General features: G+C 44.8%; 23 protein-coding genes and 1 pseudogene. 19 read left to right on the top strand and 5 right to left on the bottom strand.

The features are described from left to right. Positions 1 to 12 precede the first annotated feature (12 nt). The 3 genes from LSG31_RS02900 to LSG31_RS23235 all read right to left on the bottom strand — a co-directional run bounded on the left by LSG31_RS02900 (position 13) and on the right by LSG31_RS23235 (position 2,931). Positions 13 to 2,076, bottom strand: coding sequence for a recombinase family protein (locus LSG31_RS02900; protein ID WP_347436540.1), 2,064 nt, complete (start codon positions 2,074 to 2,076; stop codon positions 13 to 15). A 143-nt stretch (positions 2,077 to 2,219) separates the two neighbouring features. Continuing rightward, complete coding sequence (locus tag LSG31_RS02895) at positions 2,220 to 2,591, bottom strand: DUF6788 family protein (RefSeq protein ID WP_347436541.1); 372 nt, start codon at positions 2,589 to 2,591, stop codon at positions 2,220 to 2,222. A gap of 1 nt (position 2,592) precedes the next feature. Beyond that, positions 2,593 to 2,931, bottom strand: a complete 339-nt coding sequence (locus tag LSG31_RS23235; RefSeq protein ID WP_430734209.1) for a DUF5372 family protein — start codon at positions 2,929 to 2,931, stop codon at positions 2,593 to 2,595. Between the two features lie 5 nt (positions 2,932 to 2,936). On the opposite strand from LSG31_RS23235, the gene LSG31_RS02890 reads away from it, so the two are divergent. From LSG31_RS02890 to LSG31_RS02870, 5 genes and pseudogenes are all read left to right on the top strand, one after another. Further along, positions 2,937 to 4,454: a group II intron reverse transcriptase gene (locus tag LSG31_RS02890; protein WP_347437909.1), complete on the top strand. Its 1,518-nt coding sequence runs from the start codon at positions 2,937 to 2,939 to the stop codon at positions 4,452 to 4,454. A 149-nt stretch (positions 4,455 to 4,603) separates the two neighbouring features. Continuing rightward, positions 4,604 to 4,756, top strand: a pseudogene (locus tag LSG31_RS02885) (LysR family transcriptional regulator); the annotation flags it as partial. A gap of 402 nt (positions 4,757 to 5,158) precedes the next feature. Further along, complete coding sequence (locus LSG31_RS02880) at positions 5,159 to 5,548, top strand: retropepsin-like aspartic protease (protein ID WP_347437908.1); 390 nt, start codon at positions 5,159 to 5,161, stop codon at positions 5,546 to 5,548. A 542-nt stretch (positions 5,549 to 6,090) separates the two neighbouring features. Further along, entirely contained in the window at positions 6,091 to 6,990 is a 900-nt protein-coding gene (locus tag LSG31_RS02875) for a DUF1186 domain-containing protein (protein ID WP_347437907.1), read from the top strand. Between the two features lie 291 nt (positions 6,991 to 7,281). Then, the gene (locus LSG31_RS02870) at positions 7,282 to 7,581 is read left to right on the top strand and encodes a hypothetical protein (protein WP_347437906.1); all 300 of its coding nucleotides are present in this window, start codon (positions 7,282 to 7,284) and stop codon (positions 7,579 to 7,581) included. A gap of 188 nt (positions 7,582 to 7,769) precedes the next feature. On the opposite strand, the gene LSG31_RS02865 is transcribed toward LSG31_RS02870, so the two are convergent. Beyond that, positions 7,770 to 8,678, bottom strand: a complete 909-nt coding sequence (locus LSG31_RS02865) for a polysaccharide deacetylase family protein (protein ID WP_347437905.1) — start codon at positions 8,676 to 8,678, stop codon at positions 7,770 to 7,772. Between the two features lie 221 nt (positions 8,679 to 8,899). On the opposite strand from LSG31_RS02865, the gene LSG31_RS02860 reads away from it, so the two are divergent. From LSG31_RS02860 to LSG31_RS02810, 11 genes are all read left to right on the top strand, one after another. After that, the gene (locus LSG31_RS02860; protein WP_347437904.1) at positions 8,900 to 9,784 is read left to right on the top strand and encodes a patatin-like phospholipase family protein; all 885 of its coding nucleotides are present in this window, start codon (positions 8,900 to 8,902) and stop codon (positions 9,782 to 9,784) included. A gap of 479 nt (positions 9,785 to 10,263) precedes the next feature. Next, positions 10,264 to 10,764, top strand: coding sequence for an Lrp/AsnC family transcriptional regulator (locus tag LSG31_RS02855; RefSeq protein WP_347437903.1), 501 nt, complete (start codon positions 10,264 to 10,266; stop codon positions 10,762 to 10,764). Between the two features lie 112 nt (positions 10,765 to 10,876). Then, complete coding sequence (locus LSG31_RS02850; RefSeq protein WP_347437902.1) at positions 10,877 to 11,806, top strand: ABC transporter permease; 930 nt, start codon at positions 10,877 to 10,879, stop codon at positions 11,804 to 11,806. Then, positions 11,806 to 12,717 carry an ABC transporter permease gene (locus LSG31_RS02845; protein WP_347437901.1) on the top strand — a complete coding sequence of 304 codons (912 nt, stop codon included), beginning with the start codon at positions 11,806 to 11,808 and terminating at the stop codon, positions 12,715 to 12,717. Before LSG31_RS02850 ends, LSG31_RS02845 begins: the two co-directional genes overlap by 1 nt. Positions 12,718 to 12,730: 13 nt before the next feature. Then, positions 12,731 to 13,723: an ABC transporter ATP-binding protein gene (locus LSG31_RS02840; RefSeq protein WP_347437900.1), complete on the top strand. Its 993-nt coding sequence runs from the start codon at positions 12,731 to 12,733 to the stop codon at positions 13,721 to 13,723. Next, positions 13,696 to 14,631, top strand: a complete 936-nt coding sequence (locus tag LSG31_RS02835; protein WP_347437899.1) for an ABC transporter ATP-binding protein — start codon at positions 13,696 to 13,698, stop codon at positions 14,629 to 14,631. The genes LSG31_RS02840 and LSG31_RS02835 overlap by 28 nt, the downstream gene beginning before the upstream one ends. Positions 14,632 to 14,696: 65 nt before the next feature. Continuing rightward, positions 14,697 to 16,325 (top strand): peptide ABC transporter substrate-binding protein, encoded by a 1,629-nt coding sequence (locus tag LSG31_RS02830; protein WP_347437898.1) that lies wholly within the window; start codon positions 14,697 to 14,699, stop codon positions 16,323 to 16,325. Positions 16,326 to 16,469: 144 nt separating this feature from the next. Continuing rightward, positions 16,470 to 18,407 (top strand): S9 family peptidase, encoded by a 1,938-nt coding sequence (locus LSG31_RS02825; protein WP_347437897.1) that lies wholly within the window; start codon positions 16,470 to 16,472, stop codon positions 18,405 to 18,407. Positions 18,408 to 18,446: 39 nt separating this feature from the next. Further along, the gene (locus LSG31_RS02820) at positions 18,447 to 19,814 is read left to right on the top strand and encodes a M20/M25/M40 family metallo-hydrolase (RefSeq protein ID WP_347439428.1); all 1,368 of its coding nucleotides are present in this window, start codon (positions 18,447 to 18,449) and stop codon (positions 19,812 to 19,814) included. 21 nt (positions 19,815 to 19,835) lie between these two features. Continuing rightward, positions 19,836 to 20,039 (top strand): hypothetical protein, encoded by a 204-nt coding sequence (locus LSG31_RS02815; RefSeq protein ID WP_347437896.1) that lies wholly within the window; start codon positions 19,836 to 19,838, stop codon positions 20,037 to 20,039. A gap of 62 nt (positions 20,040 to 20,101) precedes the next feature. Next, positions 20,102 to 21,079 (top strand): aldo/keto reductase, encoded by a 978-nt coding sequence (locus LSG31_RS02810; protein WP_347437895.1) that lies wholly within the window; start codon positions 20,102 to 20,104, stop codon positions 21,077 to 21,079. A 40-nt stretch (positions 21,080 to 21,119) separates the two neighbouring features. Here LSG31_RS02810 and LSG31_RS02805 read toward each other — a convergent pair whose 3' ends face one another. Further along, positions 21,120 to 22,022 carry a sigma 54-interacting transcriptional regulator gene (locus LSG31_RS02805; protein WP_347437894.1) on the bottom strand — a complete coding sequence of 301 codons (903 nt, stop codon included), beginning with the start codon at positions 22,020 to 22,022 and terminating at the stop codon, positions 21,120 to 21,122. A 235-nt stretch (positions 22,023 to 22,257) separates the two neighbouring features. Here LSG31_RS02805 and LSG31_RS02800 point away from each other — a divergent pair, with 235 nt between their 5' ends. From LSG31_RS02800 to LSG31_RS02790, 3 genes are all read left to right on the top strand, one after another. Beyond that, entirely contained in the window at positions 22,258 to 23,598 is a 1,341-nt protein-coding gene (locus tag LSG31_RS02800) for a glutamine synthetase family protein (protein WP_347437893.1), read from the top strand. An 87-nt stretch (positions 23,599 to 23,685) separates the two neighbouring features. Further along, on the top strand, positions 23,686 to 24,582 hold the full coding sequence (locus LSG31_RS02795; RefSeq protein WP_347437892.1) for an acetamidase/formamidase family protein: 897 nt from the start codon (positions 23,686 to 23,688) through the stop codon (positions 24,580 to 24,582). Between the two features lie 53 nt (positions 24,583 to 24,635). Then, the gene (locus LSG31_RS02790; protein ID WP_347437891.1) at positions 24,636 to 25,976 is read left to right on the top strand and encodes an APC family permease; all 1,341 of its coding nucleotides are present in this window, start codon (positions 24,636 to 24,638) and stop codon (positions 25,974 to 25,976) included. Positions 25,977 to 25,987 lie beyond the last annotated feature (11 nt).

Raw genomic sequence — 25,987 nt, 5'->3', positions numbered from 1 at the left:
GGTATGTAAATCTTATGTTTTTGAACGTTTTGAAATATGGCCTGAATGAGAAATCCAATCCGACAGAGTCCTCTTAGTGTGTTCATCAAGTTTAATTTTCCATGGCCATCCCGGTGCTATTTTGGTTGCCTTTAATAAACCTTTATTCAGCCAATAATAGACCACATGAGTGCTTACACCAAAGTGAAGAGCTACTTCTTTTACGGTCCATTCATTGCTTTGTTTTGAAGGCCCAGGAATGCGGTAGCGATATCGTAGCCACTGAATAGAGTCAGTGGTAAATGGCTTACCTTCAGGAGTTCGGTATCCGGATTGGTTGAAATGTGCTGCAATTTGAGTGTCTGTCATATCGCGGGCTAATTCTCGAATACGATCAATCGTCTCCATCGAATGCTTGCGCGCCAAGTGATGCGGCAAGGGCTTGGTCGTGTGAACAACCTCATGGCATTGATTGCGCCAGCGGATCCCTAAACGAATATCCGCTTGACCAGGCTCACAAAAAACAGTGACATCCTCGATTAATAGACGTAGGATTCTTTTACGGTCCTTTATCTCGGTTGTTGTCGCACGCCAAATACGTGGCAAGTTTTCCGCTAAAGATAGAATATCTTGCTTATCTTGCTCTGTCGGTCGCCATGCACGACTTGAGCAGTAATGCTCGTATTCTTCACGAATTTGGTTGAGTGTCGCCATTTTTTCATTCCACCTCGCTTCCAGGGCACGTGTCACTAATCGGTTTTCCGGTTCAGCAAGGTCGTACTGGCGTTGTGCACGATCCACCTCATACTGGGCTCTTTCCAAGGAAAGTTTCCAACTTGTTTCCACTTTATCTTCTTCGCTTAGAACCTTGTCGAATGAGCGTAAGGCGAGTTCAAGTTGAGCAGGTTGTACAGCCTCTAGAACTCTGGCGGCAATGGCTTGATCTACCGGTTCAGAGCGAAGGGAAGAACAAGTGGCACGATCGCCATTTTCCCATCTTGCTTTACATTCATACCGTGGAGCGATCCCGCCATTTCCTGTATAACGAACAGACATGCGGCGACCGCACTTTCCGCACACGATGATTCCCTGAAGTAGGGCAATCCCTTCCCTCGCTGGACCACTCACTTCTGCGTTTGTTCGATTTTGCTGCAGTTGTTTGAGATTTTCTTCGTACTCTGACCATGAAATATACCCAGGATGATGGTCGTGAATAAGCACCTCCCATTGGTCTTTGGGTAAACGAACGATGCGATGAACAAACAAGCCCTGCTCATCCAATTGTTTTCGATCCTTGTAGCGACCAAACACATAAGCGCCCGTATAAGCAGGGTTATAGAGTATCCCCAATACACGACCGTGGGTTAACGTACCCCAGATAAGCTTTCCTGCCCAAACACCACCGTATGCTCTTTTCGGAAAACGAAGATGGTTTTGCGAAAAAAACTGAACCACACCATACGCACTGCCTGTTGCCCGAAAGGCAGTAAAGATATGACGCACGGCATTCTGTACCTCCTCATCCGGGTCAATCACGGTGTTGCCGTCCACATCGTGACAATAGCCTACGGGTAAGGGAAAGCGCAGCTCTCCTTTATGGGCTTTATTCTTCTTCCCACCAATGAGACGTGAGCGCAAAAAGTGTAACTCTGCTTCACTCATCGTACCCTTAAAACCCAAAATGAGACGATCATTGAAATCACTCAAGTCATAGATGCCGTCTTCATCCACTACGATGGTGTCGAATATACTGCACAGTTCGAGTAGGCGCAATAAGTCTGCGGAAGAACGAGCCAGGCGAGAAACTTCGAGACCAAAAATCGCACCTACTTCCCCGAGTGAGACCTGGGCTACAAGTCGTTGAAATCCTTGCCTTTTGGAACCTTGCCCACCGGATAAACCTAAATCCTCGTCGATCAGTTGAATTTGATCCTGTGTCCACCCCAGACTCAGAGCCTTCTCCTGAAGGGCATACTGTCGCTCCGTGCTCTCCCTGTGAAATCGGACTTGAGCTAAGGTCGACTGGCGAATGTAGATCAGTGCTTTCCGATCCAGGTGTTGTGGATGTACTTTCATGGACGATATCGTCTGATTCATTTGCTATTTCCTCCTCCCCATGCCATGCCGCTATGAATGAGCTCAGCATATTCGCGAACACAGAAACGAATTCTTCTACCTTGTTGCTGTCGTTACCCACTAAAGCAGCTAAAGCAGAACTAGACATACAATCCCCTCCAGAATTATTTCTGCAGGAACTCGCTTTTTTCACGACGGCGTAAAAGCTCTAGGTTGATTTCTGTCAGTTCTACGATAAGTTCCTGCAAGATATGATAATTGTCTAATCTTTCACGTACCCATGGCTCCCAGGAAGCCGGGACATAATCGAGTCGGGTGCGTCCCTGATGGATAGTAGATAGGTAGAAACTAGGATGGCCTTCACCGGTGGAACAGCGACAGGCCGATTTACCACATTTGATGTTGCGTGTGATAAGAGAACCGCGAAGGATCTGGCTAGGATCAAATAAGGACTCTACTATTTGTTGACTACGAGTTAATAGTTGTTCAGTCGATTCTTGACGATAGGGTCTTGATTTCTTATCAGTAGTATTCATATTAAGAAAATACCTCCATATGGGACAAGTTGTCAATCATAATATTCTTACGAGTTTGGAGATCATCCTTTCTCTTAATGAAATCAATTAATTCTTTTAGAGTCCCTAGGTAAAGTGGGGAGTTAGGAGCACGGGAAATAGCCTGAATCGAAGGCAAGTGACGATCGGTCCAGGATTCAGGGATACAAACAATACCCGAATCGGTATGAATGGAGTACATGCGGGTTCCATTTACTTCTTTCACTTTTAAAATTTGAAACGATTGATCGTGAAGGGGGTGGAAAGGGTGGGTAATTGTTAGAAATCCCAAAGACTGACTGAATGATTGTGTAATTTGCACTGACCGTGCCCGCCATCATCGACCGCATCGTACAGGAATGTGTAAGAATCATTCTGGAACCGATCATGGAAGCGCAATTCTTTAAGCATTCTTACGGATTCCGCCCGATGCGGGATGCGCATATGGCACTGGAAAGAACGACGCGAATCCTCTATGTCACGGGATACCCCTGGATCGTAGAAGGAGATATTTCCAAATTCTTCGATTGCGTCAACCACAACAAACTGTGTAAACAATTATACGGCATGGGAATACGCGATCAACGAGTGCTTATGATCATCAAAGCGATGCTCAAAACGGGAATCATGGATGAAATTCAGATCAACCCGCTGGGAACGGTACAGGGGGGCATCATCTCACCGCTACTTGCCAACGTGTATCTCCACTCGTTCGATCAGTGGGTGACCCGGGAATGGGAAAACAAGAAAACCAAACAGACGTATGCAACGCCAAGCACTCAGCAGGAAGCCCTCAAGAAAAGGAGCCGCCTCAAGCCTGCTTATCTCGTTCGCTACGCCGATGACTGGATACTCGCGACCGACACCAAACGGAATGCGGAGAAATGGAAACAACGAATCAGCAATTACTTACGATCGAATCTCAAACTGGCATTATCGGTAGAGAAGACAGTCATCACCAACGTCCGAGAGAAGCCGATCCATTTCCTCGGCTGTGAATGCAAGATGATCAAAGGCAAATCACGAACCGGCTATGTGACGCGAACCATGCCCGACCGAACTCGGCTGAAAAGCAAAGCGAGGGAACTCCACCAGAAATTGAATACCCTGAAACGCTGCAAGAACAAAGAAGCTCTCATCCATGAAATCAATGTCGTCAACGCAACGATCAGGGGAATCATCCAATATTATCAATGCACCACGTGGGTCAACATCATCTTGAGCAAATATGCATACAACCTGAAATGGAAAGCAAAGAGGGTATTGGACAAATACGGCGGCATTTGGCTTCCCGCCAACGAAGTGAACAATCTCGCAAGTGTCCACGCAGATTATACAATGGGCATTCCAGCCGTAACGTACAAGCATGCGAATATCGGCATCACTTCGTTGGCATTTTGTAAGTGGAAGAAAACGCAACTCAAGAATCCGGAGGAATCCCCCTTCACGATAGAAGGTCGAAAGCTGTATCGGGAACGAACAGGAAAGACACCCTTGCGGGCACGGGCAGATGAGCTGTTATCTCTGCACTTTTCTAAAATCATCAGCAAAGGCGCGACCGACAAGAGATACAACTTCGAATACTTCCTGAATCGAGCTTATGCTTATAACCGGGACAAAGGGAAATGCAGGGTCTGTGACGAAGAACTACAACCGTTCAATCTACACATCCACCATATTGACCCTCACCTCCCGCAGGCTTCCGTCAATCGAGTCAACAATTTAGCCGCGGTACATGAACATTGCCACAGACAGATTCATAGCCAAGAGGATTATGCCTCGTTAGGCAAGAAGATCTGGAAAAAGATTCTATCCTTCAGAGAAAAGTTGAATCGTCTCATGTAGAAGGTCATGATGGAGCGCCGTATGATTCGAAAGAATCACGTACGGTGCGAAGGAGGGCGAAAAGGAGAACTGACCAAGTCATGTTGAAGACTCTCCTTAGCTATTCCTATATCCAACAATTTTTCGACAAAAACTTTTCACTGTCCAGTAAAGAAGAGTTTGCTGTATTGATGCCAGAGAACCATCCGCTCGCTCAAAAGGAATTTGCTGTACCGGATGATATTTGGGGACATCGTCTGCTCATAACCTCAGCAACCTGTCCATACCGCAGAAAACTTGAGATGGTATTGCAGAAATCAGGAAACATTGAGATGATCTCTATTCATCATTGTCATCTAAATATTCATGGATATAGAAGAAAGAGCGGAAATTCCCGAATTGATCACCGTAGTCAGGTAGGACGTGCGAGTTTTTGTGGTATACTTATAGCAATCATGATTGCCGAGGTGAGAGGATATGCGCTGGGAAGAAGTTAGGGAAAGATTTCCGGATGAGTGGGTTGTATTCGAAGCTGCGGATGCGTATTCAAAAAATGGGTTTCGGTGTATTGATTCGGTTACGCTTATTGACCGTTTTGAGGATTCTTTGGAAGCAATGAAGCGGTATAAGGAACTTCATCGGAGTCAACCTGAGAGGGAAATTTACTTTCTTCACACCTCACGTCCTGATTTGAAAATTGAAGAAAAATGGATTGGATTTAAAAGATGGCTATAGAGATTAGATTGATGCATGGTCTTCCAATTATTGATATAGACGTCGTCTTTTCAGGGCGTCGCCTTTGTGTAAAGAATGTATTGTTGGATACCGGTTCAGCAGGAACGATACTTAATGCTGATATAGTATCGGAAATTGGTGTTAAGCCGGAAGAAACGGATAAGACAGCAGTCATTCACGGGGTTGGCGGAACTGAAATCGTATTCACGAAATGGTTTGACTCTGTGACTCTAGGAGATTCTTTTGTGAGCCCGTGTAAAATTGAAATTGGAGCGATGGATTACGGTATCGACATCCAAGGAATTTTGGGTTTCGATTTTATTCGGTTAGCAAAGCTTGTCATTGATACAGTTAATATGAAGATCTACTCGGTAAACTAGATGAGAGTTACAGGACCTCTTCAAACATCCTAATTAACATGTCATGTGGAATCGCGGATACGGATCGCCTCCACCATACATACCCCGCTCATTGAGCGGGTTTATAGCGTTTTACGGGTTGATTTGAACGATTTTATCCGTACTTAATTCAGCAATTTCCTGCTGAAGTGAAGAAACTGTTCCAATTGTATATTGAATAGACAGCTGACCACTCGAATACGAGAAAGCACTATCAGGATGTTTGCCGTATCATTCGAATGCTTCAAAAAGCAGGTGGGCAAGCGGAGACTTTGCAAACAACACGTATGCTGCTTGCCAAATACCCCAAGAAACCTGCTTTTCGGGAAAAATTGATGAAACTGAACGATCGATAAACGCAGGATTTCCGATATTTTTGGCTTACAGATCCTATCCGCCAAAAAATTTCGGTGAGTAAGGAGAGTAAGGATTTCAATAAGTCAGAGGAAACAGTGGTTTATTGTGTTGAATGATTGATATATTAAAGGAATTAAAGATTATAGATAGTAATGGAGGCAAAGAAAATGGAGCTTTTGTTAGCGGCTATTCGTTATAATGATGGAAAGTTTCCACGTAACGAATTGCATGAGATTATTGAACGCAAAGAAGAGGCTATTCCTTACTTGCTCCAAATTATGAACGGACTTAAAGAGGACTATACGAAGGTAATAGATCGCCCTGCTCGAATGGACTTTATTTATTCGTATTACTTGTTGGCTCAGTTCCAGGTAAAAGAACTTTTTCCGATCATGATCGATATTTTATCCCAGCCCAGCGACATTTGTGAAAATATATTTGGGGATGCTATAACTGAAGATATTGGGAGAATACTCGCGTCTGTATTCAATGGAGATATCAAATCGTTAATGAGTTTAATCGAGAATACAGAAGCAAATGAGTATGCGCGCGGACAAGCATTGATTTCTCTCGTAATTTTGGTTTTTAACGGTCAACTATCCAGAGAATTCGTTATGGACTATTTTAAGCAGTTATTGAATGATAAGCTTACAGATACAAGCTATTATTTTAATGCAGAGATCGCATGCTGCTGTAATGATCTCTATCCTGAAGAGGTTTATGGAGATATTAGGCGCTTATATGACAAAAGGATTATTGAAGCATTTGTCATTGGAATGGATAGCATCGATACAACGCTCAGAAGAACAAAAGAAGATGTCTTACAAAGCAATCAACAAGACTACAGATTTCAGCTTATAACAGACACAATCAAGGAACTGCAAGGGTGGGCTTGTTTTCATCAAGATCGATATCATCCGTCAGAAAATTCTTTTTCAAAGATAGAAAGTAGTAGAGATTACCGTGAACCAAAAAGAAATCCGGCGATAAAGATTGAAAAAATAGGCCGCAACGACCCGTGCACATGTGGAAGTGGCAAAAAATATAAAAAGTGCTGCGGAAAATGATACCTAAGGTAGATCGTAATGTTAACTTCTTTTCAAATTAAACGCAAGTTAAAAAATATTCGAAAGATGAGCTTATTGAACTATTGCATGAGACAATCAAAGCCAATAAAGAAGTTCAGGCGTATGTTTCAGTCAAACTTGAAGGCGAACCGGCTTTATTAAAATTGCTTGATGCATATAAAGAAGAAATCCGAAAGGAATTTTACCCCAACCGTGGCTGCCCTGGCTACACTTAACGATTAAATAGGAGGAATTGGTATATCAAAGCTTATTCTCCGGATACTAGCGTTGATGGGTTTAGTGTCACTTGCTGCAGCTCCATATACCGCATATGCTGCAGAGGATATGTCAGGGCTACCGGATATCCAATTTGTATCCAGCTCAGGAAATACCTCAAATCAAGCATTATTCGGAAAGCCAAATCCGTCCTACGATCCATCCTTGCCACAACATGCGACAAATCCAGTTAATTATAGCGATACAGGGATTGCACAAGGGGTATTGGGACCGGATTGTACAACACCAGGCGGGATCATACAATTTTCTGATCATGACACCGGTGTGCAGGAATTACAGTTCAAGGCACATTAGGTAGCGGCGATTATAAGGCATTTACTAATTTTAATGGACAGCATGGATATTGGAATAGTCTGGGAGTCTTTATAACGCCTTCCTAAATAGGGAGGCTTTTTATTTTAACAAGTCTACTTGTATTTCACAAAACTAAAAATAATGTAACAACGATTTTAAAATTGTTCTTTGCGATAATACTACCATATCTAGGATTCGCACCTGTCACATCTCCGAGAAATCCAATATTCGGTTTTTCGACGTTGATGATCACGGAGCAATCGATACGTTGTAAAGAAAATTCTTTCTTGAATGATTTTCGATTGAATGTCCCTATCCGCTGTAAACAGGCAAAATTCATCGCAACGCATTTGCCAATTGTCAACAATCGCTTGTAATTCAGGAGTCATTATACTTGCATGAATAAAAAACTCACTGATCCCAAAAGGGAGTTCTGAAAGTTTCCGTAAGACAAATTCTTTCATGGTTTCATCTTTATACTTGTGTTCAGGTAAAATAAGATTGTCACAAAATATAATGCCTGTTTCCGCCACACGATTCCGTATATCAGGAAGTCCAATTGCGGCATAATCGTTCTGGGAAGCCATTCGCAGCGGCAGGCGGTACTCGCCAGCCAATTGAGCATATACTTGCAAATAGCATGGATGTATCTGCATAACTCCCATATGCGAATCCAGATGTGTAATGTCTAATCCCCAGTCAATTCCTTGTTCAATTTGAGATTTACATTCCAAATATACTTCTTCAGGTGTTGCATGTGTATAGACATCTGTGATGGATCGCCACATGAATCCGTCTGGATCAATTAATCCGGGAACTTTCCAACTCGGTGCAATCGGACGCCAGCGATAGGTTTCCCATTCGCTCGTCAATGTTAAATGGATACCGATAGCCAGATTGCGGTGTTGGTGCCAGCGTTGAATTGCATCGTACGCCCAAGGACAAGGAATCATAATGGTCGCGGATGTTGCCAAACCATGCAAAAGGCTGACGAATGCTGCTTCATTCGCCGAATGACACATACCGAGATCGTCACAATTAATGATCAGCACACGATCTGTCCTTTGATAGCCAAGTTGTTCAGCTAACGTTCTCATGATCGACTCCCCAAAAGGCAAGAATTTGTAATCTCAACATTCTTAAACTATTTCTAGGAAGTCGAAATTATGAGTCAGTTTGTCGTGTTCTCTTTTTGTATGCGAAAAAATGATGCTATTTTTGTCATAAGACAATCTCCGTCTTTCTTAACATGGTACTGATGTACTCTGTAATGACGTAATCTGAAAAAACAACTGCGAAATGGAAGGTGGGGATATATGTGCGTGTGAATGCCGTTTTTGAAGGCGGTGGAATATTTGCAATTTCGTTCGCTGGGGCGATTCAAGCATTGGAACAAAGAGGATATGTCTGGGACGGTTTGGCTGGAACGTCAGCCGGTGCCATTGTTGCTGCGCTTCTTGCCAGCGGTTACACTGGAGAACAATTGCGACAGTTGGTATTTGAATTGGATTATCGAAGATTTCTGGGGGAAGGATTGCTTTATAAGATTCCTTTCATAGGAAAATGGATGGAAATCTGGTTGTATTGCGGGATGTATCGAAATGACCCGTTGGAAAAATGGCTGGGAGACTTGTTGGCCAAAAAAGGAGTTCGTACATTTAGTGATCTTCCTGCTGGGAAATTAAAAATTATTGTTTCAGATATTACGAACGGCCGTATGCTGGTGATACCTGACGATCTAAAGAAATACGGAGTATTGGAAAAGGATTTTCCAATTGCAAATGCCGTTAAGATGAGTTCATCCATCCCATTTTTCTTTCAACCAGTGAAATGGAAGATCAGAAAAAGGAAGGAAAAGATTTATGCTGTGGATGGAGGAATTCTTAGCAATTATCCGATTTGGCTATTTGATAATGGAACTTTATCTCGACAACCCACAATCGGATTTCGTTTTCAGGGAAAAGATAACGATGGCTTTCCGAAACGAATAAAAGGCCCAATTTCTAAACTCGAGGCGATTTTCCAAACCATGCTCCGAGCGCATGACTTGCGGCATATCGATCAACAAGATGCAAGCCGGACAATCCTTATACCTACCGGAAGCATTTCATTCACACAATTTCATTTGACAAAAGAGGATCAGGATTTTTTATACGCATCTGGATATCACGCTGCTGAGGATTTTGTACGAAAGCAAAAGTAATCATCATCAGCAAACAATATCGGGTAGGCCGTACTAATTTTCGTGTTATGCTGCTATCCTCTTTAGAATTTAAACAGACTCTTGGCTTGCCAAGAGTCTGTTTTACCTACTGGGAAGAAAATGAATGTATAACAATTGGATGCCTTTCGAATTGGTGCAATGGTATAGAGGATACCCACAAATATAGTATGAGCCTAACGACCCCAACCATTCAAATCCTGACGTAAAGATACCGAGTTTAATGTTTGGAAATAGCAGCGCATAATGGGTAAATGAAAAATTCAAAAACTTCAGCAAATATATTGACTAATTTCCAAAAATGGATATATATTTTAAATATAGGTATAAATTAGAACATTTAGATGCGAAAATAGTATCAATATCGGAATTTTGGAAGTTGTTATGGTGTGGCAGCTTTATAACGGGATGTTTCTAATAAAACCATTAATGAAAACGATTCAAGTTGTGAGGGACTCAAAATGAGCATGCATATAGAAAATATCGATGACCTAGATTTGAAGATTATTTCACACTTGCAAGAAGATGGTAGAAAATCATTCAAGGAAATTGCAGATGATGTTGGCGTAACGGAGAGAACGGTTCGGTTGCGGGTATCTCAGTTGAAAGAAAACGGTATTATTCAAATTGTCGGTGTCGTAAGCCCGATTAAGCTCGGACTTCAAGTTGTTGCGATCGTACAAATTGCAATTGATGAAGCAGAATTGCTGAATAGTATTGAACTGCTGAAAGAAATGCCGGAAGTTCGCTTTATTACTTGGACTACCGGAGAGTATCAATTATTGATACAGGTGGTAAACCATTCTCTCCATTCGTTGTTGAATTTTTTGAAAGAAAAGATTAAGACAATCCCAAACATCAGAAAAACGAATGTCATGCTAGAGATGGAAGTTTTCAAAAATGAATTTAGGTTTGTCAGAAACAATCAAATACTAGGTAAAGAGAATGAAAACGGGGGTTGATCAGAAAAGTGTTTTGATATTTATGCAATGTAAAGGCTTTCAATGAAAGCCTGTGTTCAAAAAGCAATGAAGTGCGATACAAGGAGTTCAATATAGGAGCGGGGTGGAAAATTTGGTGTTTTATTCACTAAAGCGGTTACTCTGGATGGCTGTAACACTTTGGGTGATTATCACGTTGACATTCTTCTTGATGCACGCGATCCCTGGCAATCCAATTGCAAATGAGCAAAACATGAGTCCGGAAATCTTTCAAAACATGATGAACTACTACCATTTGAATGAGCCGCTTGGCGTGCAGTATTTCGATTACCTAAAATCTCTTCTGCAAGGGAATCTGGGGCCGTCGATTCAATGGCAGGATCAGTCGGTAAACCAGATTATCGGACAAGGGTTTCCGATTTCCATGCAAGTCGGACTTTGGGCTATATGTATCGCATTCATTCTGGGTGTCGGGTTTGGAGCAATTGCCGCGATTAAACAAAACGGCTGGCAGGACTATAGTGCCATGGTGCTCGCCATTCTCGGCATATCTGTTCCGAATTTTGTGCTTGCAACATTATTAATCAACTATCTGGGTGTCGTATGGGGGATTTTGCCTGCTGCCGGTTGGGGAACTGTTGCGCAAGAGATCATGCCGATCATTGCACTGGCCGTCACTCCCACCGCGTATTTTGCACGAATGATGCGCGCTTCGATGTTGGAGACATTGCGCCAAGATTATGTGAGAACTGCACGTGCGAAGGGACTTCCGTTTGCACGTATCATTTGGAAGCATATGATTCGAAATTCGATTCTGCCGGTCTTGACCATGCTTGGACCGCTGGCGGCGTACGTGTTGACCGGAAGTTTTGTCGTTGAAAAGATTTTTGGGATACCTGGACTCGGTCAATTGTATGTTTCGGCTATCACTAATCGTGACTATCCAATGATATTGGGTACGACGGTATTTTTCAGCGCAGTTTTGATCTTCATTTTGTTCTTGGTTGATATTGCATACGCATGTGTGGACCCGCGAATTCAAGTCACGGGGAGGAAAGCTTGATGCAAGAATATGCAGAACATTTATTTGACCCCTTGCCAGCCGAAGCTCTCCCAGAGGAAGCAGAGCGTCCGACGTTAACATACCGGCAGGACGTCCGACGTCGTTTTTTGAAAAATAAACTTGCTGTGTTCAGTTTATCCGTCATTGCAATCCTAATCATAATGGCAGTATTTGGGCCGGATATGACCAAATATTCCTACAGTACACAGGTTTTATCGCAAAAAAACCTTCCCCCCAGCGGAATGCATTGGTTTGGGACAGATGACTTGGGCCGGGACGTGTTCAGCCGTTGTTGGTATGGAGCCCGTATCTCCCTCTTCATCGGATTTATGGCAGCGCTGATTGATTTGGTCATTGGTGTTATCTACGGCGGGATCTCCGGATTTTTCGGTGGGAAAGTCGACGAAATCATGATGCGGATTGTGGAGATTTTGTACGGTCTTCCGTACCTGCTCATGGTAATTCTCATGATGGTTGTAATGGGGCCCGGATTGTTTACGATTATCGTGGCTATGACCGTTACCGGCTGGGTGAATATGGCGCGGCTGGTACGCGGGCAGGTTTTGCAACTGAAGGAGCTTGACTATGTGTTTGTCGCTCGCTCCCTTGGTGCGTCTGTTCCGCGCATTTTATGGCGGCATTTGGTGCCAAACACGTTTGGTCCGATTTTGGTAAACATGACGTTGACCATTCCATCTGCCATTTTTGGTGAAGCAGTTCTCAGCTTTCTCGGACTGGGCGTGCCGGCGCCGTTGGCCAGCTGGGGGACGATGGCAAATGACGGCCTATCTTCCATTCTTGATGGCGATACGTGGCGTTTGTTTTTCCCGGCAATCCTGATTTCCCTGGCAATGTTTGCGTTTAACGTATTGGGAGACGGCATGTCCGAAGCATTGGATCCAAAAATGTAAGGGAGGAATAAGGATGCTGGAACTAAAGCAGTTAACGGTTCATTTTCAGACCCCGCACGGAATGGTACAGGCCGTACGCGGCGTTTCCCTCCAAATAGAAGAAGGAGAGACGTTGGCGATTGTCGGAGAGTCCGGTTCCGGGAAAAGTGTTGCGGTGCAAAGCGTCATGAGACTCCTCCCAAAAAACTCCAGTGTTTCCGGGGAAATTTTGTGGCGTGGAAAAAACCTTATGCTGCTTACGGAAAAAGAGATGCAAGGGATCCGTGGCGGAGAAATCGGAATGGTTTTTCAAGACCCGATGACTGCTTTGAATCCGACGATGAAAATAGGGGATCAAATTGCTGAAGCGTTGATCCGACATAAAAAATTTTCGGTCAATCAAGCGAAGGGTTTGGCGGTTGAACTATTGGAGAAGGTTGGCATACCCGATCCAAGACGTCGCGCCGATAGTTATCCCCATGAATATAGTGGCGGGATGCGTCAGCGGGCTGTGATCGCAATCGCGATCGCTTGTTCGCCAAGACTTTTGATTGCTGACGAGCCTACCACTGCCCTCGACGTTACCATTCAGGCACAAATCCTTGAACTGATAAAGGAATTACAACAGCAGATGGGCATGGGCGTCCTTTTAATCACACACGATTTGGCGGTTGTACATGAAGCGGCCGATAAAGTGGCGGTGATGTACGCGGGTCGCGTGATTGAATTTGGAAACGTGAAAGATGTCCTTCAGTACCCGGCTCACCCGTATACACGCGGTCTCTTAAACTCAAAACCAAAACCGGGTGACCGGTCAGCGCTTGTCCCGATTCCTGGAAATCCCCCGGATTTATTGCATCCGCCCGTGGGTTGTTCGTTTGCATCGCGTTGTCCCTATGCGATGCGTATTTGCGCTGAGCACAATCCACCCGTGTTTAAAACAGATCGCCAAGAAACGTCTTGCTGGTTGCTGCATCCGCAAAGGGAAGGAAGACAGCCATGGAACTCTTACAGTTACGGAACATAAAAAAGCATTTTAAAGTTCGCAAAAGTATTGTTCGGGCGGTAGACGGAATTACATTCTCAATTTCAAAAGGAGAAACACTTGGGCTTGTCGGTGAATCCGGTTGTGGCAAATCTACAACGGGCCGGCTCATATTGGGGCTGAATCCGATAACAGATGGAGAAATTCTCTACCGAAATGAAAATGTTCTGCGTATCAAAGGCCAATCTGCCAAGCGATATCGCCGCAATGTACAAATGGTTTTTCAGGATCCGTACGCTTCGTTGGATCCTAGAATGAATATTGAAGATTTGATTGCGGAAGGTATTGATATTCATGGTCTGGCCGGCGGTCGGGAACGAAGGGAGCGGGTATTGGATTTGGCGCTTCGCGTAGGGCTGAAAAAAGACCATCTATCCCGCTATCCACACGAGTTTTCCGGTGGACAGCGGCAGCGCATTGGGATTGCACGGGCACTGGCGGTACAGCCGGAACTAATCATTGCAGATGAACCGATTTCGGCACTTGATGTATCGATTCAGGCACAAGTGATGACACTTTTGCAATCACTGCAAGAGGAGTTTGGTTTAACATATATATTCATTTCCCATGATTTGACGATGGTTCAATATATCAGTGATCGCGTCGGTGTCATGTACTTGGGCAAATTAGTTGAATATGGCGACTGTGAGGAAATTTATAATTATCCACAGCATCCATATACGAAAGCATTGCTTTCGGCAATCCCGATACTCGGGGAGAAACGGGAGCGGGTCCGGCTGAGCGGGGATGTGCCAAGCCCTGCAAACATTCCCAGTGGATGCCGTTTCCATACGCGTTGTCCGTTTGCAACGGATCGCTGCCGTGAGGAAGAACCCATCTTGAAGGGAGGTGAGAGTCACCTCGTCGCTTGCCACTTGATAGAGTCATAAGACAATTTTGGAAGAAGAATGGTGGTATAACTAATTTTGAAAGAGAAATAGGGGGACATGAGCACATGAAGAAAAAGTATTTGTATAAAACGTTAGGCGGCTTCCTGGCTACATCTGTACTTCTAACCGGTTGCGGCGGCGGTGCAGCTGCAGGGACTGCAGCGGGTTCCGGAGGCAGCTCCTCCGGCAAACAAAGCGTTTCGCTGGATTTGATCACAGAACCGCCGACGCTCGACCCGGCAATGGCAACCGATACGACATCTGATTTCGTGATCAATGCAGCATTTGAAGGCCTTACGCATTTGGGGTCGGACAATAAGCCCGTACCAGGTATTGCGGAATCTTGGTCGACTTCTCAGAATGGCACAGTCTGGACATTTAAGCTGCGTGATGCAAAATGGAGCAACGGTGATCCAGTGACGGCAAATGATTTTGTTTACGCATGGAAACATATCCTCAATCCGAAAACCGGCGCTCAGTTTGCAAACTATCTCTACTATATTAAAGGCGCGAAAGAATACAATACAAACAAAGGCAGTGCGGATCAAGTAGCGGTAAAAGCAATTGATGACCATACACTCCAGGTAACACTAAATACTCCGGTACCTTTCTTCCTGGATCTGACTGCTTTCCACCCATATTTCCCGGTTGATCAAAAAGTTGTGGAAAAAAATCCGAAATGGGCAGCAGATGCATCTACCATTGTCAGCGACGGTCCGTTTAAAGTTGCGTCATGGCAGCACCAACAAAAACTCGTATTACAGAAAAACCAAAACTATTGGGACAAAAATTCTATTAAATTGGATCAGGTAACAGGTGTTATCGTCAACGACCTCAATACACAGTATCAAATGTTCAAAAGCGGCCAGCTCGATATGGACGTAAAGCTGCCGGCTACTCTTACACCGAAGCTGTTGCAGTCCGGAGAAGCCAAGATTTATCCGCTTGCCGGCACATATATGCTGGAATTTAATACACAGAAGAAGCCGTTCGACAACGTAAATATTCGTAAAGCGCTCAGCCTTGCGATCGACCGGCAATCTCTCGTCAAGGACGTTACGCAACAAGGAGAAACGCCTGCGTATGCGTTTGTACCGCCTGGGGATCCGGGTAAAAACGGAGATTTCCGCAAAGAAGGCGGCGACTTATTTAAAGATGATGTTGCACAAGCAAAACAACTCTTGGCACAAGGCCTGAAGGAAGAGGGTCTCAGCCAATTGCCGCCGATCACATATCAATACAACACGGTCGACTACAATAAAAAGATTGCAGAAGCGATTCAACAAATGTGGAAAAAGAATCTTGGCGTTGATGTTACACTGCAAAACGAAGATTGGAAAATTTATCTCGACAAGTTGACAAAGGGCGATTTCCAAATCGGCCGGATGGGCTGGATTCAAAGCTACACAGATCCAAGTGCGGAGCTGGATCTTCTGAAAAGCGACTTTGGCAGCAACTATACGCGGTGGAAAAACAAACAATTCGACAAATATGTCAATGAAGCGGAAACCACAACAGATGTTTCGAAACGCATGGATGACATGCACAAGGCAGACCAGTTGATCATTGATCAGGCACCGGTTGCGCCGCTCTTCTTCTATACCAACGTCTTTGCATTCAATAAAAAAATAGATGGTATCGTTGTCCATCCGAGTGATACATTCCCGGATGTGCGTTATATGAGCGTGAAATAATTCAATCGCGACGATCGAAAGATTGCTTGATTCGTATAGCAGCTTGGTGCTTGACGGCTACCCGGGAACCCGTCACGGGAACTCCCCAAATGATGAGTTCCCGGATGCGTTTCCCCACAAAAACAGTTGTCTGGAGGAATGAATATGCGACCGATTACGACACAGACATTATTTTCGTTACAATTTAGCGGGGACCCGCAATTCTCTCCTGATGGGCAATCGATTGTTTATGTTAAGACAACGATTAACCAAGAGGAAAACAAATATCAATCGCAAATTTGCAAATATGACCGTAAAACAGGCCGTGATATTCCGTTCACACAAGGACTTGCGCAGGATAAGCTGCCGAAATTTTCTCAGGATGGGTCTTATCTGGCTTTTGTCTCGACAAGAAGCGGTACACCACAATTGTTTGTGATGTTGACAGATGGTGGGGAACCAAAACAACTTACTTTCTTTAAAAAAGGTGTAAAATCCTATTCCTGGATGCCAAACAATCAATTAGTCGTAGCTGCCCGCAAAGATGATGCGAACGAAAAAAGTGATGTCCGGGTAGTAAATACGCTTCGTTATCGGGGCAATGGATACGGGTTTTACGGTGACGAACCGATTCATTTGTGGCTTGTACAAGTAGATGGAAGCGGCCCCCAACAGATCACGGACGGAAATTTTGACGAAACGGATCCAACTGTGTCCCCGGATGGAAAGAAAATCGCGTTTGTCTCATGGCGGGAAGAGAATCAGGTTGAGGTGACGCCTTCCCTTTACACGGTTGATTTGGATACCGGTTTGATTGATTTAACGTATCAGGGGAAAGGGAGTGTATCACATCCTGTATATTCGCCGAATGGGAAATGGATCGCATTTTTTGGCCATGAACACGGAGAGGACAGCGGATATAACACAGAACTATGGGTTGTTTCCACCGGCAGCGGCGAAGCGCGCTCCTTGTCCCGGTCTTTGGACCGCCCGGTTGGCAACCAAGTTGGAACGGATGCCCGCTATGAAACGGCGGAAGTCTCGCCAATCTGGGATATGGATAGTCAAAAAATTTACTTCACAGCGACACATGAAGGTGATGTTTATGTTTACAGTGTGACGCTTGATGAGAAAATTCAAAAAGAAACTCCAGGCGACACGCAAGTTGTTACATCTTTTTCCTATCATTCAGGAGTCATCGCATATGCCAAGGAAACACCTGCTTCGCCTGCAGAATTGTATCTCCAACAAAATAAAGAAATTCAGCAAATTACATATCACAACACACCTTTGTTTAAGAGTTTGACCGTATCCGTTCCGGAACGAACGAAATTTCAAGCACGTGATGGGCTTGAGATTAACGGCTGGCTTTTAAAACCGCCCGGATTTTCTTCCGATCAACGATATCCGTTGGTTCTGGAGATTCACGGTGGGCCTCATTCATCATATGGCAATACGTTCCTTCATGAATTTCAAGTGCTTGCAAATTCCGGATATATCGTGCTTTATACCAATCCGCGCGGAAGCCACGGATACGGGGAAGCTTTTGTGCGCGGATCGATCGGGGATTGGGGCGGTAAGGACTACGAAGATCTGATCGATGCGGTCGATGCCGTCGCCAGGCTTCCCTATGTAGACCGAAACAACCTGTTTGTCACCGGCGGCAGTTATGGCGGCTATATGACGAACTGGATGGTTGCACATACACATATTTTTAAAGCGGCGGTTACGCAACGTTCGATTTGCAATTTGCACAGCATGATCGGCACGAGTGATATTGGTTTTTGGTTTAACGTAAAAGAACTGGACGGTGCGGATATTTGGGAGGACGAGGAATTCATCCTGTCGCGTTCACCGATTCGTTATGCAAATCGCGTGCAAACACCTGTAAAAATTATTCATAGCGAAGAAGATTTCCGCTGCCCGATGGAACAAGCGGAACAATGGTTTACTGCGTTAAAACGGCTTGGAGTGGAAACGGAATTGGTACGTTTTCCAAATGAAAATCACGATTTATCACGCAACGGGCAACCCGAACATCGTGTTGAGCGATTGGATCATATCGTCGGATGGTTTAATCAATATCTTGGGAATAAAGAATGAAATTATTTATTGGAGGTTGTCAAATTGAGCCAGAAACGTATGCAGGCGTTGCGGAATCAAGTATCAGAGAATCTATTTTCATTTATTGAAGAGTTAAAATCCTATGTAAGTTTGCCGTCTGTATCGGCACAAAACCGGGCGATTCCGGAAACGGTTCGGCATGTGGCGCAGATGATCAAGGGAGCAGGCGGCACAGTACACGTGCTTGATGATCTGGGAGGCAACCCGGTGATATATGGGTTTTTTCCCGCCGGAGAAAAGGGCAATCGGGACAAAACATTGCTTTATTATAATCATTATGATGTACAGCCGCCGGAACCGTACGATGAGTGGGAATCAGATCCGTTTGAACCGGCCATTCGCGATGGAAAACTGTATGCACGCGGTGTATCGGATAACAAAGGGGACCTAGTGGCGCGTTTGTCAGCCATTAAAGTTTTGCAGGAACTCGATGGCGGATTGCCTTGCAACGTGAAATTTATGATTGAAGGCGAAGAAGAGATTGGAAGCCCCAATCTGGCACCCTATCTCACAAACTATAAAGAGTTATTTCGGGCAGATGCATGCATTTGGGAATTCGGACATAAGGATGAAAAAGAGCGCGTCAGTATGGTAGCCGGTGTGAAGGGGATGGCGTATTTACAATTCACATGTGTCGGTGCAGATGTGGATATGCATTCATCTGTAGGCGCGTATGTGGATAATGCGGCATGGCGGCTCGTACAAGCGCTCGCATCGATGCGAAGTGTCGATCATAAAATTCTTGTCGAGGGATTTTATGATGGAATTTTGCCGCCTACTGAAGCAGAAATGCGAGCCGTCAAGTCGCTTCCATTCGATCAGGAATCCGTCAAATCGTTATACGGGCTGAAACGCCCGCTGATTACGGAAGACAAAGGGCAAGATCCGCGGGCAGCGATGGTGTTCGAACCGACGATGACGATCTGTGGAATCGAAAGTGGGTATTATGGCAAAGGCAGCAAAACGGTTTTGCCGAAACGGACGCAGGCAAAAATCGATTGCCGCCTCGTTCCGAATCAAGATCCCGAACATATTTTGCACTGTGTCCGCACTCACCTGGAAAAGCATGGATTTATGGATGTTCGAGTGGAAATGATCAACGGCCAGCGGGCCTATCGTTCCAACTACGCCGATCCGTTTGTTTCGCTTGTTGTGAAAACCGCACAAGAAGCATATGGCTCAGAAGTTGTTTTAGCACCGAATGCCGCTGGTACAGGTCCAATGTATGAATTCGGTCATCAACTGCAATTGCCGGTTGTCAGCACAGGGGTCGGTTGGGTGAATTCAAGGGCACATGCACCAAATGAGTCGATTCGCTTGTATGATTTTGAGCAGGGAATTGTGTACATGGCATTTCTGCTTGAGGAATTTGGCAAAATGGCATAAAGTTGACAAGAGCAGGTCTTTTTGCTTTTTTTAAATCCAAAATATTTGCCGACTGTTCGCAGCCACAACCCGCTGTTCACAGCGAGTGAACTTTCACTATTGAATCAAATGAAAATGCCTTGGGATAATCAACTGTTGCAGAGCATAAGAGGAACGGAAAGAAAAGTGTTTCAGGAACAGATCCTGGAACTTTTAATAAAAGACTTGCTAAAACGAATGGATTAGGAAGTGAGCTCGATTTTGCATGGATCATTGCAAACAATTTCATAGAAAGAAGGGATAAGAAAATGGACTATGTGAAGCTTGGCAATACCGGCATGGATGTATCCCGCCTTTGTCTTGGCTGTATGAGCTTTGGTGTACCGGAGCGAGGGAATCACCGCTGGGTGCTGAACGAAGAGCAAAGTCGCCCTACTATAAAAAAGGCGCTGGAGCTTGGCATTAACTTCTTCGATACTGCGAATGTCTATTCGGATGGGACGAGCGAGGAGATTGTCGGGCGCGCTTTGAGGGATTACGCCAAGCGGGATGAAATAGTGATCGCAACAAAGGTTCACGGTCGTATGCGTCCCGGTCCCAATGGATCCGGGCTCTCGCGAAAGGCGATTATGTGTGAGATTGATAACAGCCTGAGGCGGCTGGGAACCGATTATGTCGATTTGTATCAGATCCACCGCTGGGATTGCAATACGCCGATCGAAGAGACGATGGAAGCGCTGCATGACGTTGTAAAGGCAGGGAAGGCAAGATACATTGGCGCTTCCACCATGTACGCATGGCAATTTCTCAAAGCGTTACATATCGCTGAAAGAAACGGATGGACCCGATTCGTTACGATGCAGAATTACTTGAACCTCTTGTACCGTGAAGAGGAGCGAGAGATGCTGCCACTTTGCCAAGAAGAGAAAATCGGCGTGATTCCTTGGAGTCCACTGGCAAGAGGACGGCTGACACGTGACTGGGAGGAAACGAGTGCGCGTTCCGAGACGGATGAATTTGGGAAGAAACTCTATGCGGTTACAGCTGACGCGGATCGCAGAGTAGTCGAACGGGTGGCGGAGGTTGCGGCGCAACGGGGCGTTCCACGTGCTCAAGCGGCGCTTGCCTGGGTGCTGCAAAAGGAACCGGTTACAGCGCCGATCATTGGAGCAACCAAATCGCATCATCTGGATGATGCGGTAGCTGCGCTTTCGATCAAGTTGACGCCTGAGGAAATTTTATTCATGGAAGAACCATATGTCCCACACCCGGTGCTTGGATTTTAATGGATCAGTGCACAAAGCCAACTCCCGCAGCGGGAGTTGGCTAGTATTGTATCCCGAGTTTCTGCATTTTCCTTAAGAGTGTTGCATGACTGATTTGCAATTTCTTTGCTGCCTTGCGGATGCTTGTTTCATTCTTTAATGTTTGTAAAATGACTTGCTTCTCCAGTACTTGCAATTGAGCTTCGAGAGAGGTGTTTTCTTTTTCCTGGGAAAGCAGCAAATATTCCGGTAAGTCTTGCGGACAAATTTCTTCAGTTATCGTTGTGATACATAATCCTTCAATCAACCCTCTTAGTTCCCGCACATTACCGGGATAGGAATGGTTCATCAGAATGCAGAAAGTCTCATTTTCGAACCGCTTCACCAGATTGAGATCTTTGCAAATTTGTTTCAAATAAAATGTAAGCAATGGTCTTATATCCTCTCTTCTTTCCCGCAACGGAGGGATGCGTACTTTGGTTGAATGCAGAGTATAATACAGGTCATCGCGAAATCGCTTTTCTTCCACCATCTGTTTTAAATCGAAGGTTGTTGTAGCAATGATCCGGATGTCGATCGTTTTCGTCCAACTACCGACTTGTTTGCGTTTGCTGCATTCCATGATAAAATCGAGCATCTTTCCTTGAAACTCATATGGCAATTCGTCGATCCGATGAAGAACTACGGTTCCTTTATCTGCCTGTTCCATGACGCTCGGTTGTTTTCCGCGTTCTTTCCCCATAAGCTCCGTATCAATCATTTTTTCAGATAACGCAGGACAATTTACAGTTAATAAAGGATAGTTCGCTCTTCCGCTGTTTTGATGGATCCATTCGGCAACTGTTTTTTTGCCAACTCCGCTTTCTCCTTCAAGTACAACCGCAGAAGAAAATTGTGCAATTTGTTTTGCTTTCTGATACAGATTTTTCATGACAGAACTTTGAAAGACATGGGATGATTTCATCCGCCACACCTCACTACTCCGTATGGTTTATTTTCGATTCAAATCGGTTGATATTTATACCGATATAAAAACAGTATTCATTGTGCATTTAAGAAATTTTATCAGATACCGGTACATTTTTAAACCGTTTAGTAAAATGTTTGATTGACAGAAAAATAATGAGTGTGTATTTTTCTAATATAGAGTCTATTTAAACTTATTTATTATTTCTGAAAATTTTTATTGGAGGGATTTTTTGACGAATTACGATTGGATCAACCATATACAACAAGTCATTCATGATCGTCAGATTCATACGATTCGTGTTACTGTACCTGATCTATCTAACATCTCAAGGGCCCGTTATATTCCCGTTCGACATTTTTTAGAAACTGCCTTTAAAGATACTGTCTCATTTCCATCTGTACTTTTTTCGATGGATACTTCAGCTGAAATACACAAAAACGTGGGTTCCGGATTTGCCGGTGGATTTCCTAATTGGCAAATACAGACCGATCTCAGCACATTTTCGATTTTGCCATATAAGCAAGGAGTAGCAAGAGTTATCGGCGATCTTTGTGATTCTAATGGTTCACCTATAAAACAGTCACCAAGGCATGTACTAAAAAAGGTTTTGGATACATTTCAAGATTTGGGATATTTGGTGCGTGGCAGCTTTGAGTATGAATTTTATGTCTTTGTTCAAGAAGCGGCAAGAATCGAACCCGTTTGGAAGGGGCTTCACTGCTTTTCTGAAACAAAACAGGCAGAAGTAGAGAATATCATCACTACATTGTTCATGCACCTGACAGAAATGGGTGCAGGGCCAGAAGTAGCGAATACGGAATATGGATCGGGGCAATTCGAAGTCACACATTCACCTTTTTGGGGTGTCGAAATTTCCGACATGGCATTTTATTATCGTACAAGTATTAAGGAAATCTTGCACGGTCAGGGCTATAAAGCAACTTTCATGAGTAAGCCGGCGTCTGCTAGAAGTGGCAGTGGTGCACATATGAACCATTCGCTTTACGATCAAGACGGTCACAATCTGTTTTATGATCCATCAAGTGCGGATGGACTATCTGACATTTGTCGTTGGTTTATTGGTGGGCAGCTTACGCATGCAAAGGCGCTATGTGCATTGGCGAATCCTACGATCAACAGTTATAAAAGGTTGGTACCGCATTCGTTTGCTCCTACAACGATTTCTTGGGGATATGAACACCGCGGCGCGATGATCCGTGTGCCGTCCGGCAGAGGGGAAGTGACACGGATCGAAAACCGCTTGGCTGGTGCTGATACCAATCCGTATATTGCACTCGCTGCCGTACTTGCTGCCGGTCTGGATGGCATCCTTCATAAAATAGAGCCTTCCGCTCCGATACAAAACACCGATCCCTATGGTTCGGATTTTGAGCACTTGCCAAGCAGTTTGCTTGAAGCACTGCGGGAACTTGAAAAAAACAACTGGCTTCGCGATTCTTTAGGAGCTGATTTTATCGAAGATTATCTTTCTCTTCGCTATGCCGAATATGATCGTTTTCTTGCACATGTGACAGATTGGGAAATGAAGGAGTATTTTGATATTTTTTAGGCTTAGAAGTTTCTTATGAAGAAAAATTAAAAGAAATGATTGGGAAATGAACGAATACTTTGATGTTTTTTAGGAGGAATTAACGACATGTACCGAGTGCCGAGCAATCAGTTGGTTTATGCCATGTCAAAAGACAATCAGCCGGTTTTAAGGGTTCCAAGCGGCGCGACAGTTGTTTTTGAAACGTGCGATTGTTTTGAAAATCAAATTGGGAATGCAGATACACCGTTTCATTCGTTGGACTGGAATCGCATCAATCCTGCCACCGGTCCGGTATTTGTAGAGGATGCCGAACCCGGCGATGTGTTGGAAGTCAGAATTGAGTCCATCCAGATTGGCGATCAAGGTGTGATGGTTACAGGGCCTGGGCTTGGCGTTATCGGAGGCGACTTGGCGGAAAACCAGATTCGCATGATTCCGATTCGTGACGGCAAGGCTCAATTTTCCGAACAGATCGCGATTCCGGTGAACCCGATGATTGGAGTGATTGGAACCGCACCGGAAAAGGAAGCGGTTTCTTGCGGGACTCCCGGCAAACACGGCGGCAATATGGACAGCAAAATTATCAAGCAAGGAACCACGCTGTACCTGCCTGTGAATGTACCGGGTGCCCTGCTGGCGCTAGGCGATCTGCATGCAGCGATGGGCGATGGCGAAGTAGCCGTGTGCGGGGTGGAGATTGCCGGTGAAGTAACAGTGACCGTTCATGTGCTCAAAGGTAAAACATGGAAGTTGCCGATGGCAAAAACCGAGTTTGCTCTATACGCGATCGCATCGGAGAAACTGCTGGATGATGCGGCCACATCCGCTACACGAAACATGGTTGATTTTCTCGTTTCGGAATTTCGATTGACCAAGCATGACGCGATTGCTTTGTTAAGTATCGGGGGAAATCTGCAAGTGAGCCAGGTTGTGGATCCATTGAAGACAGCCCGCTTTGAAATGCCTTTGTCCGTCCTGCAACAACTTGGGTTTCCTTCTTAAAACCTGGGTGTCTATCTTAGGGAAGATTCAATTATACGTGGAGGTGACGCATCGTGTCCATTGAACAATTTGGTTATAAACAAGAGTTGAAGCGTGCGCTGACGTTTTGGGATTTGCTGATTTACGGCATGATCTTTATGGTTCCGATTGCACCTTTTGGGGTATACGGTTATGTTGCGGACGGTTCCAAGGGAATGGTCGCATTGGCATATCTGATTGGCATGACAGGAATGATTTTTACCGCTTTCAGTTATGCGCGCATGTCTGAAGCATTCCCGATTGCAGGATCCGTCTATGCATACGCCCAGCGTGGCATCAACGATAAAGTCGGATTTATCGCAGGCTGGGCTATACTGCTCGACTATATTTTGGTACCCGCGCTGTTGTACCTGGTCAGTGCGGCGGCATTGACAGCCTTGATTCCATCGATTCCGATTTGGGTGTGGTTGGTAGCCTTCATCGCGATTAATACGGTGATCAATGTGTTGGGTGTCGAATTTACCGCAAAAGCCAACAAATATATCCTGATTGCGGAATTTATCGTATTGTTGATCTTTATCCTTGTCGGTGTATACGCACTCTATCACGGGCAGGGAAGCGGACATTTCACCATGAAGCCGCTCTATGATTCAAGTTCCTTTCATTTATCGCTGGTGATGGGCGCAGTTTCCATCGCGGTACTTTCTTTCCTTGGATTCGACGGGATTTCCACTTTATCGGAAGAAGTCAAAGGCGGCAGTAAAGTGATCGGCCGGGCAACGGTTACGGCGTTATTGGTTGTCGGAATTCTCTTTATCATCCAAACTTGGGTTGCCAGCGACCTGGGGCAAGGACTGAAATTAACAAACCTCGACACGGCGTTTTATGATATTGCCGGAAAAGCCGGCGGTGCTTGGTTGAAGAATTTGACAATAATCGCAACGGCGTTTTCCTGGGGTATTGCCAATGCACTGGCCGCACAAGCCGCTATCTCGAGAATCCTGTTTTCCATGGCGCGTGACCGAAAATTGCCGGCAGTACTGGCGAAAGTTCATCCGAAATTTCAAACGCCGTATATAAGCACGATCCTGGTAGCGGTAATCTCTCTGATCGTGGGACTTGCTTTTTCGAACAAAATTGACGTGTTGACGAATATCGTAAACTTTGGCGCATTGAGTGGATTCCTATTGCTGCATATATCAGTCGTGAATCATTATATCATTCGCAATAAATCACAAGACTACCTGCGCCATCTTGTATTCCCGATGCTTGGATTTGTGGTAATCGGATATGTCATGTACGGAATGGACCACTTGGCAATCAAGCTGGGTCTTTCGTGGATCGTCCTGGGCATCGTCTATTTGTTCATAATCTCAAAAGTGTACAAGCAAAAGCCAACATCCCTTGAACTTTAATTTGAAAATCT

The organism is Fodinisporobacter ferrooxydans, assembly GCF_022818495.1.
Lineage (GTDB): Bacteria > Bacillota > Bacilli > Tumebacillales > MYW30-H2 > Fodinisporobacter > Fodinisporobacter ferrooxydans.
Note: the sequence above shows the minus strand (reverse complement) of the source record. Positions and strands in the feature narration are given on the sequence as shown.

Excerpts from the sequence above, each read along its gene's own strand:
- LSG31_RS02900 (WP_347436540.1), bottom strand. The coding sequence starts at position 2,076 with ATGAATCAGACGATATCGTCCATGAAAGTACATCCACAACACCTGGAT.
- LSG31_RS02895 (WP_347436541.1), bottom strand. The coding sequence starts at position 2,591 with ATGAATACTACTGATAAGAAATCAAGACCCTATCGTCAAGAATCGACT.
- LSG31_RS02880 (WP_347437908.1), top strand. The coding sequence starts at position 5,159 with ATGGCTATAGAGATTAGATTGATGCATGGTCTTCCAATTATTGATATA.
- LSG31_RS02875 (WP_347437907.1), top strand. The coding sequence starts at position 6,091 with ATGGAGCTTTTGTTAGCGGCTATTCGTTATAATGATGGAAAGTTTCCA.
- LSG31_RS02870 (WP_347437906.1), top strand. The coding sequence starts at position 7,282 with ATGGGTTTAGTGTCACTTGCTGCAGCTCCATATACCGCATATGCTGCA.
- LSG31_RS02865 (WP_347437905.1), bottom strand. The coding sequence starts at position 8,678 with ATGAGAACGTTAGCTGAACAACTTGGCTATCAAAGGACAGATCGTGTG.
- LSG31_RS02855 (WP_347437903.1), top strand. The coding sequence starts at position 10,264 with ATGAGCATGCATATAGAAAATATCGATGACCTAGATTTGAAGATTATT.
- LSG31_RS02845 (WP_347437901.1), top strand. The coding sequence starts at position 11,806 with ATGCAAGAATATGCAGAACATTTATTTGACCCCTTGCCAGCCGAAGCT.
- LSG31_RS02840 (WP_347437900.1), top strand. The coding sequence starts at position 12,731 with ATGCTGGAACTAAAGCAGTTAACGGTTCATTTTCAGACCCCGCACGGA.
- LSG31_RS02835 (WP_347437899.1), top strand. The coding sequence starts at position 13,696 with ATGGAACTCTTACAGTTACGGAACATAAAAAAGCATTTTAAAGTTCGC.
- LSG31_RS02830 (WP_347437898.1), top strand. The coding sequence starts at position 14,697 with ATGAAGAAAAAGTATTTGTATAAAACGTTAGGCGGCTTCCTGGCTACA.
- LSG31_RS02825 (WP_347437897.1), top strand. The coding sequence starts at position 16,470 with ATGCGACCGATTACGACACAGACATTATTTTCGTTACAATTTAGCGGG.
- LSG31_RS02820 (WP_347439428.1), top strand. The coding sequence starts at position 18,447 with ATGCAGGCGTTGCGGAATCAAGTATCAGAGAATCTATTTTCATTTATT.
- LSG31_RS02810 (WP_347437895.1), top strand. The coding sequence starts at position 20,102 with ATGGACTATGTGAAGCTTGGCAATACCGGCATGGATGTATCCCGCCTT.
- LSG31_RS02805 (WP_347437894.1), bottom strand. The coding sequence starts at position 22,022 with ATGAAATCATCCCATGTCTTTCAAAGTTCTGTCATGAAAAATCTGTAT.
- LSG31_RS02795 (WP_347437892.1), top strand. The coding sequence starts at position 23,686 with ATGTACCGAGTGCCGAGCAATCAGTTGGTTTATGCCATGTCAAAAGAC.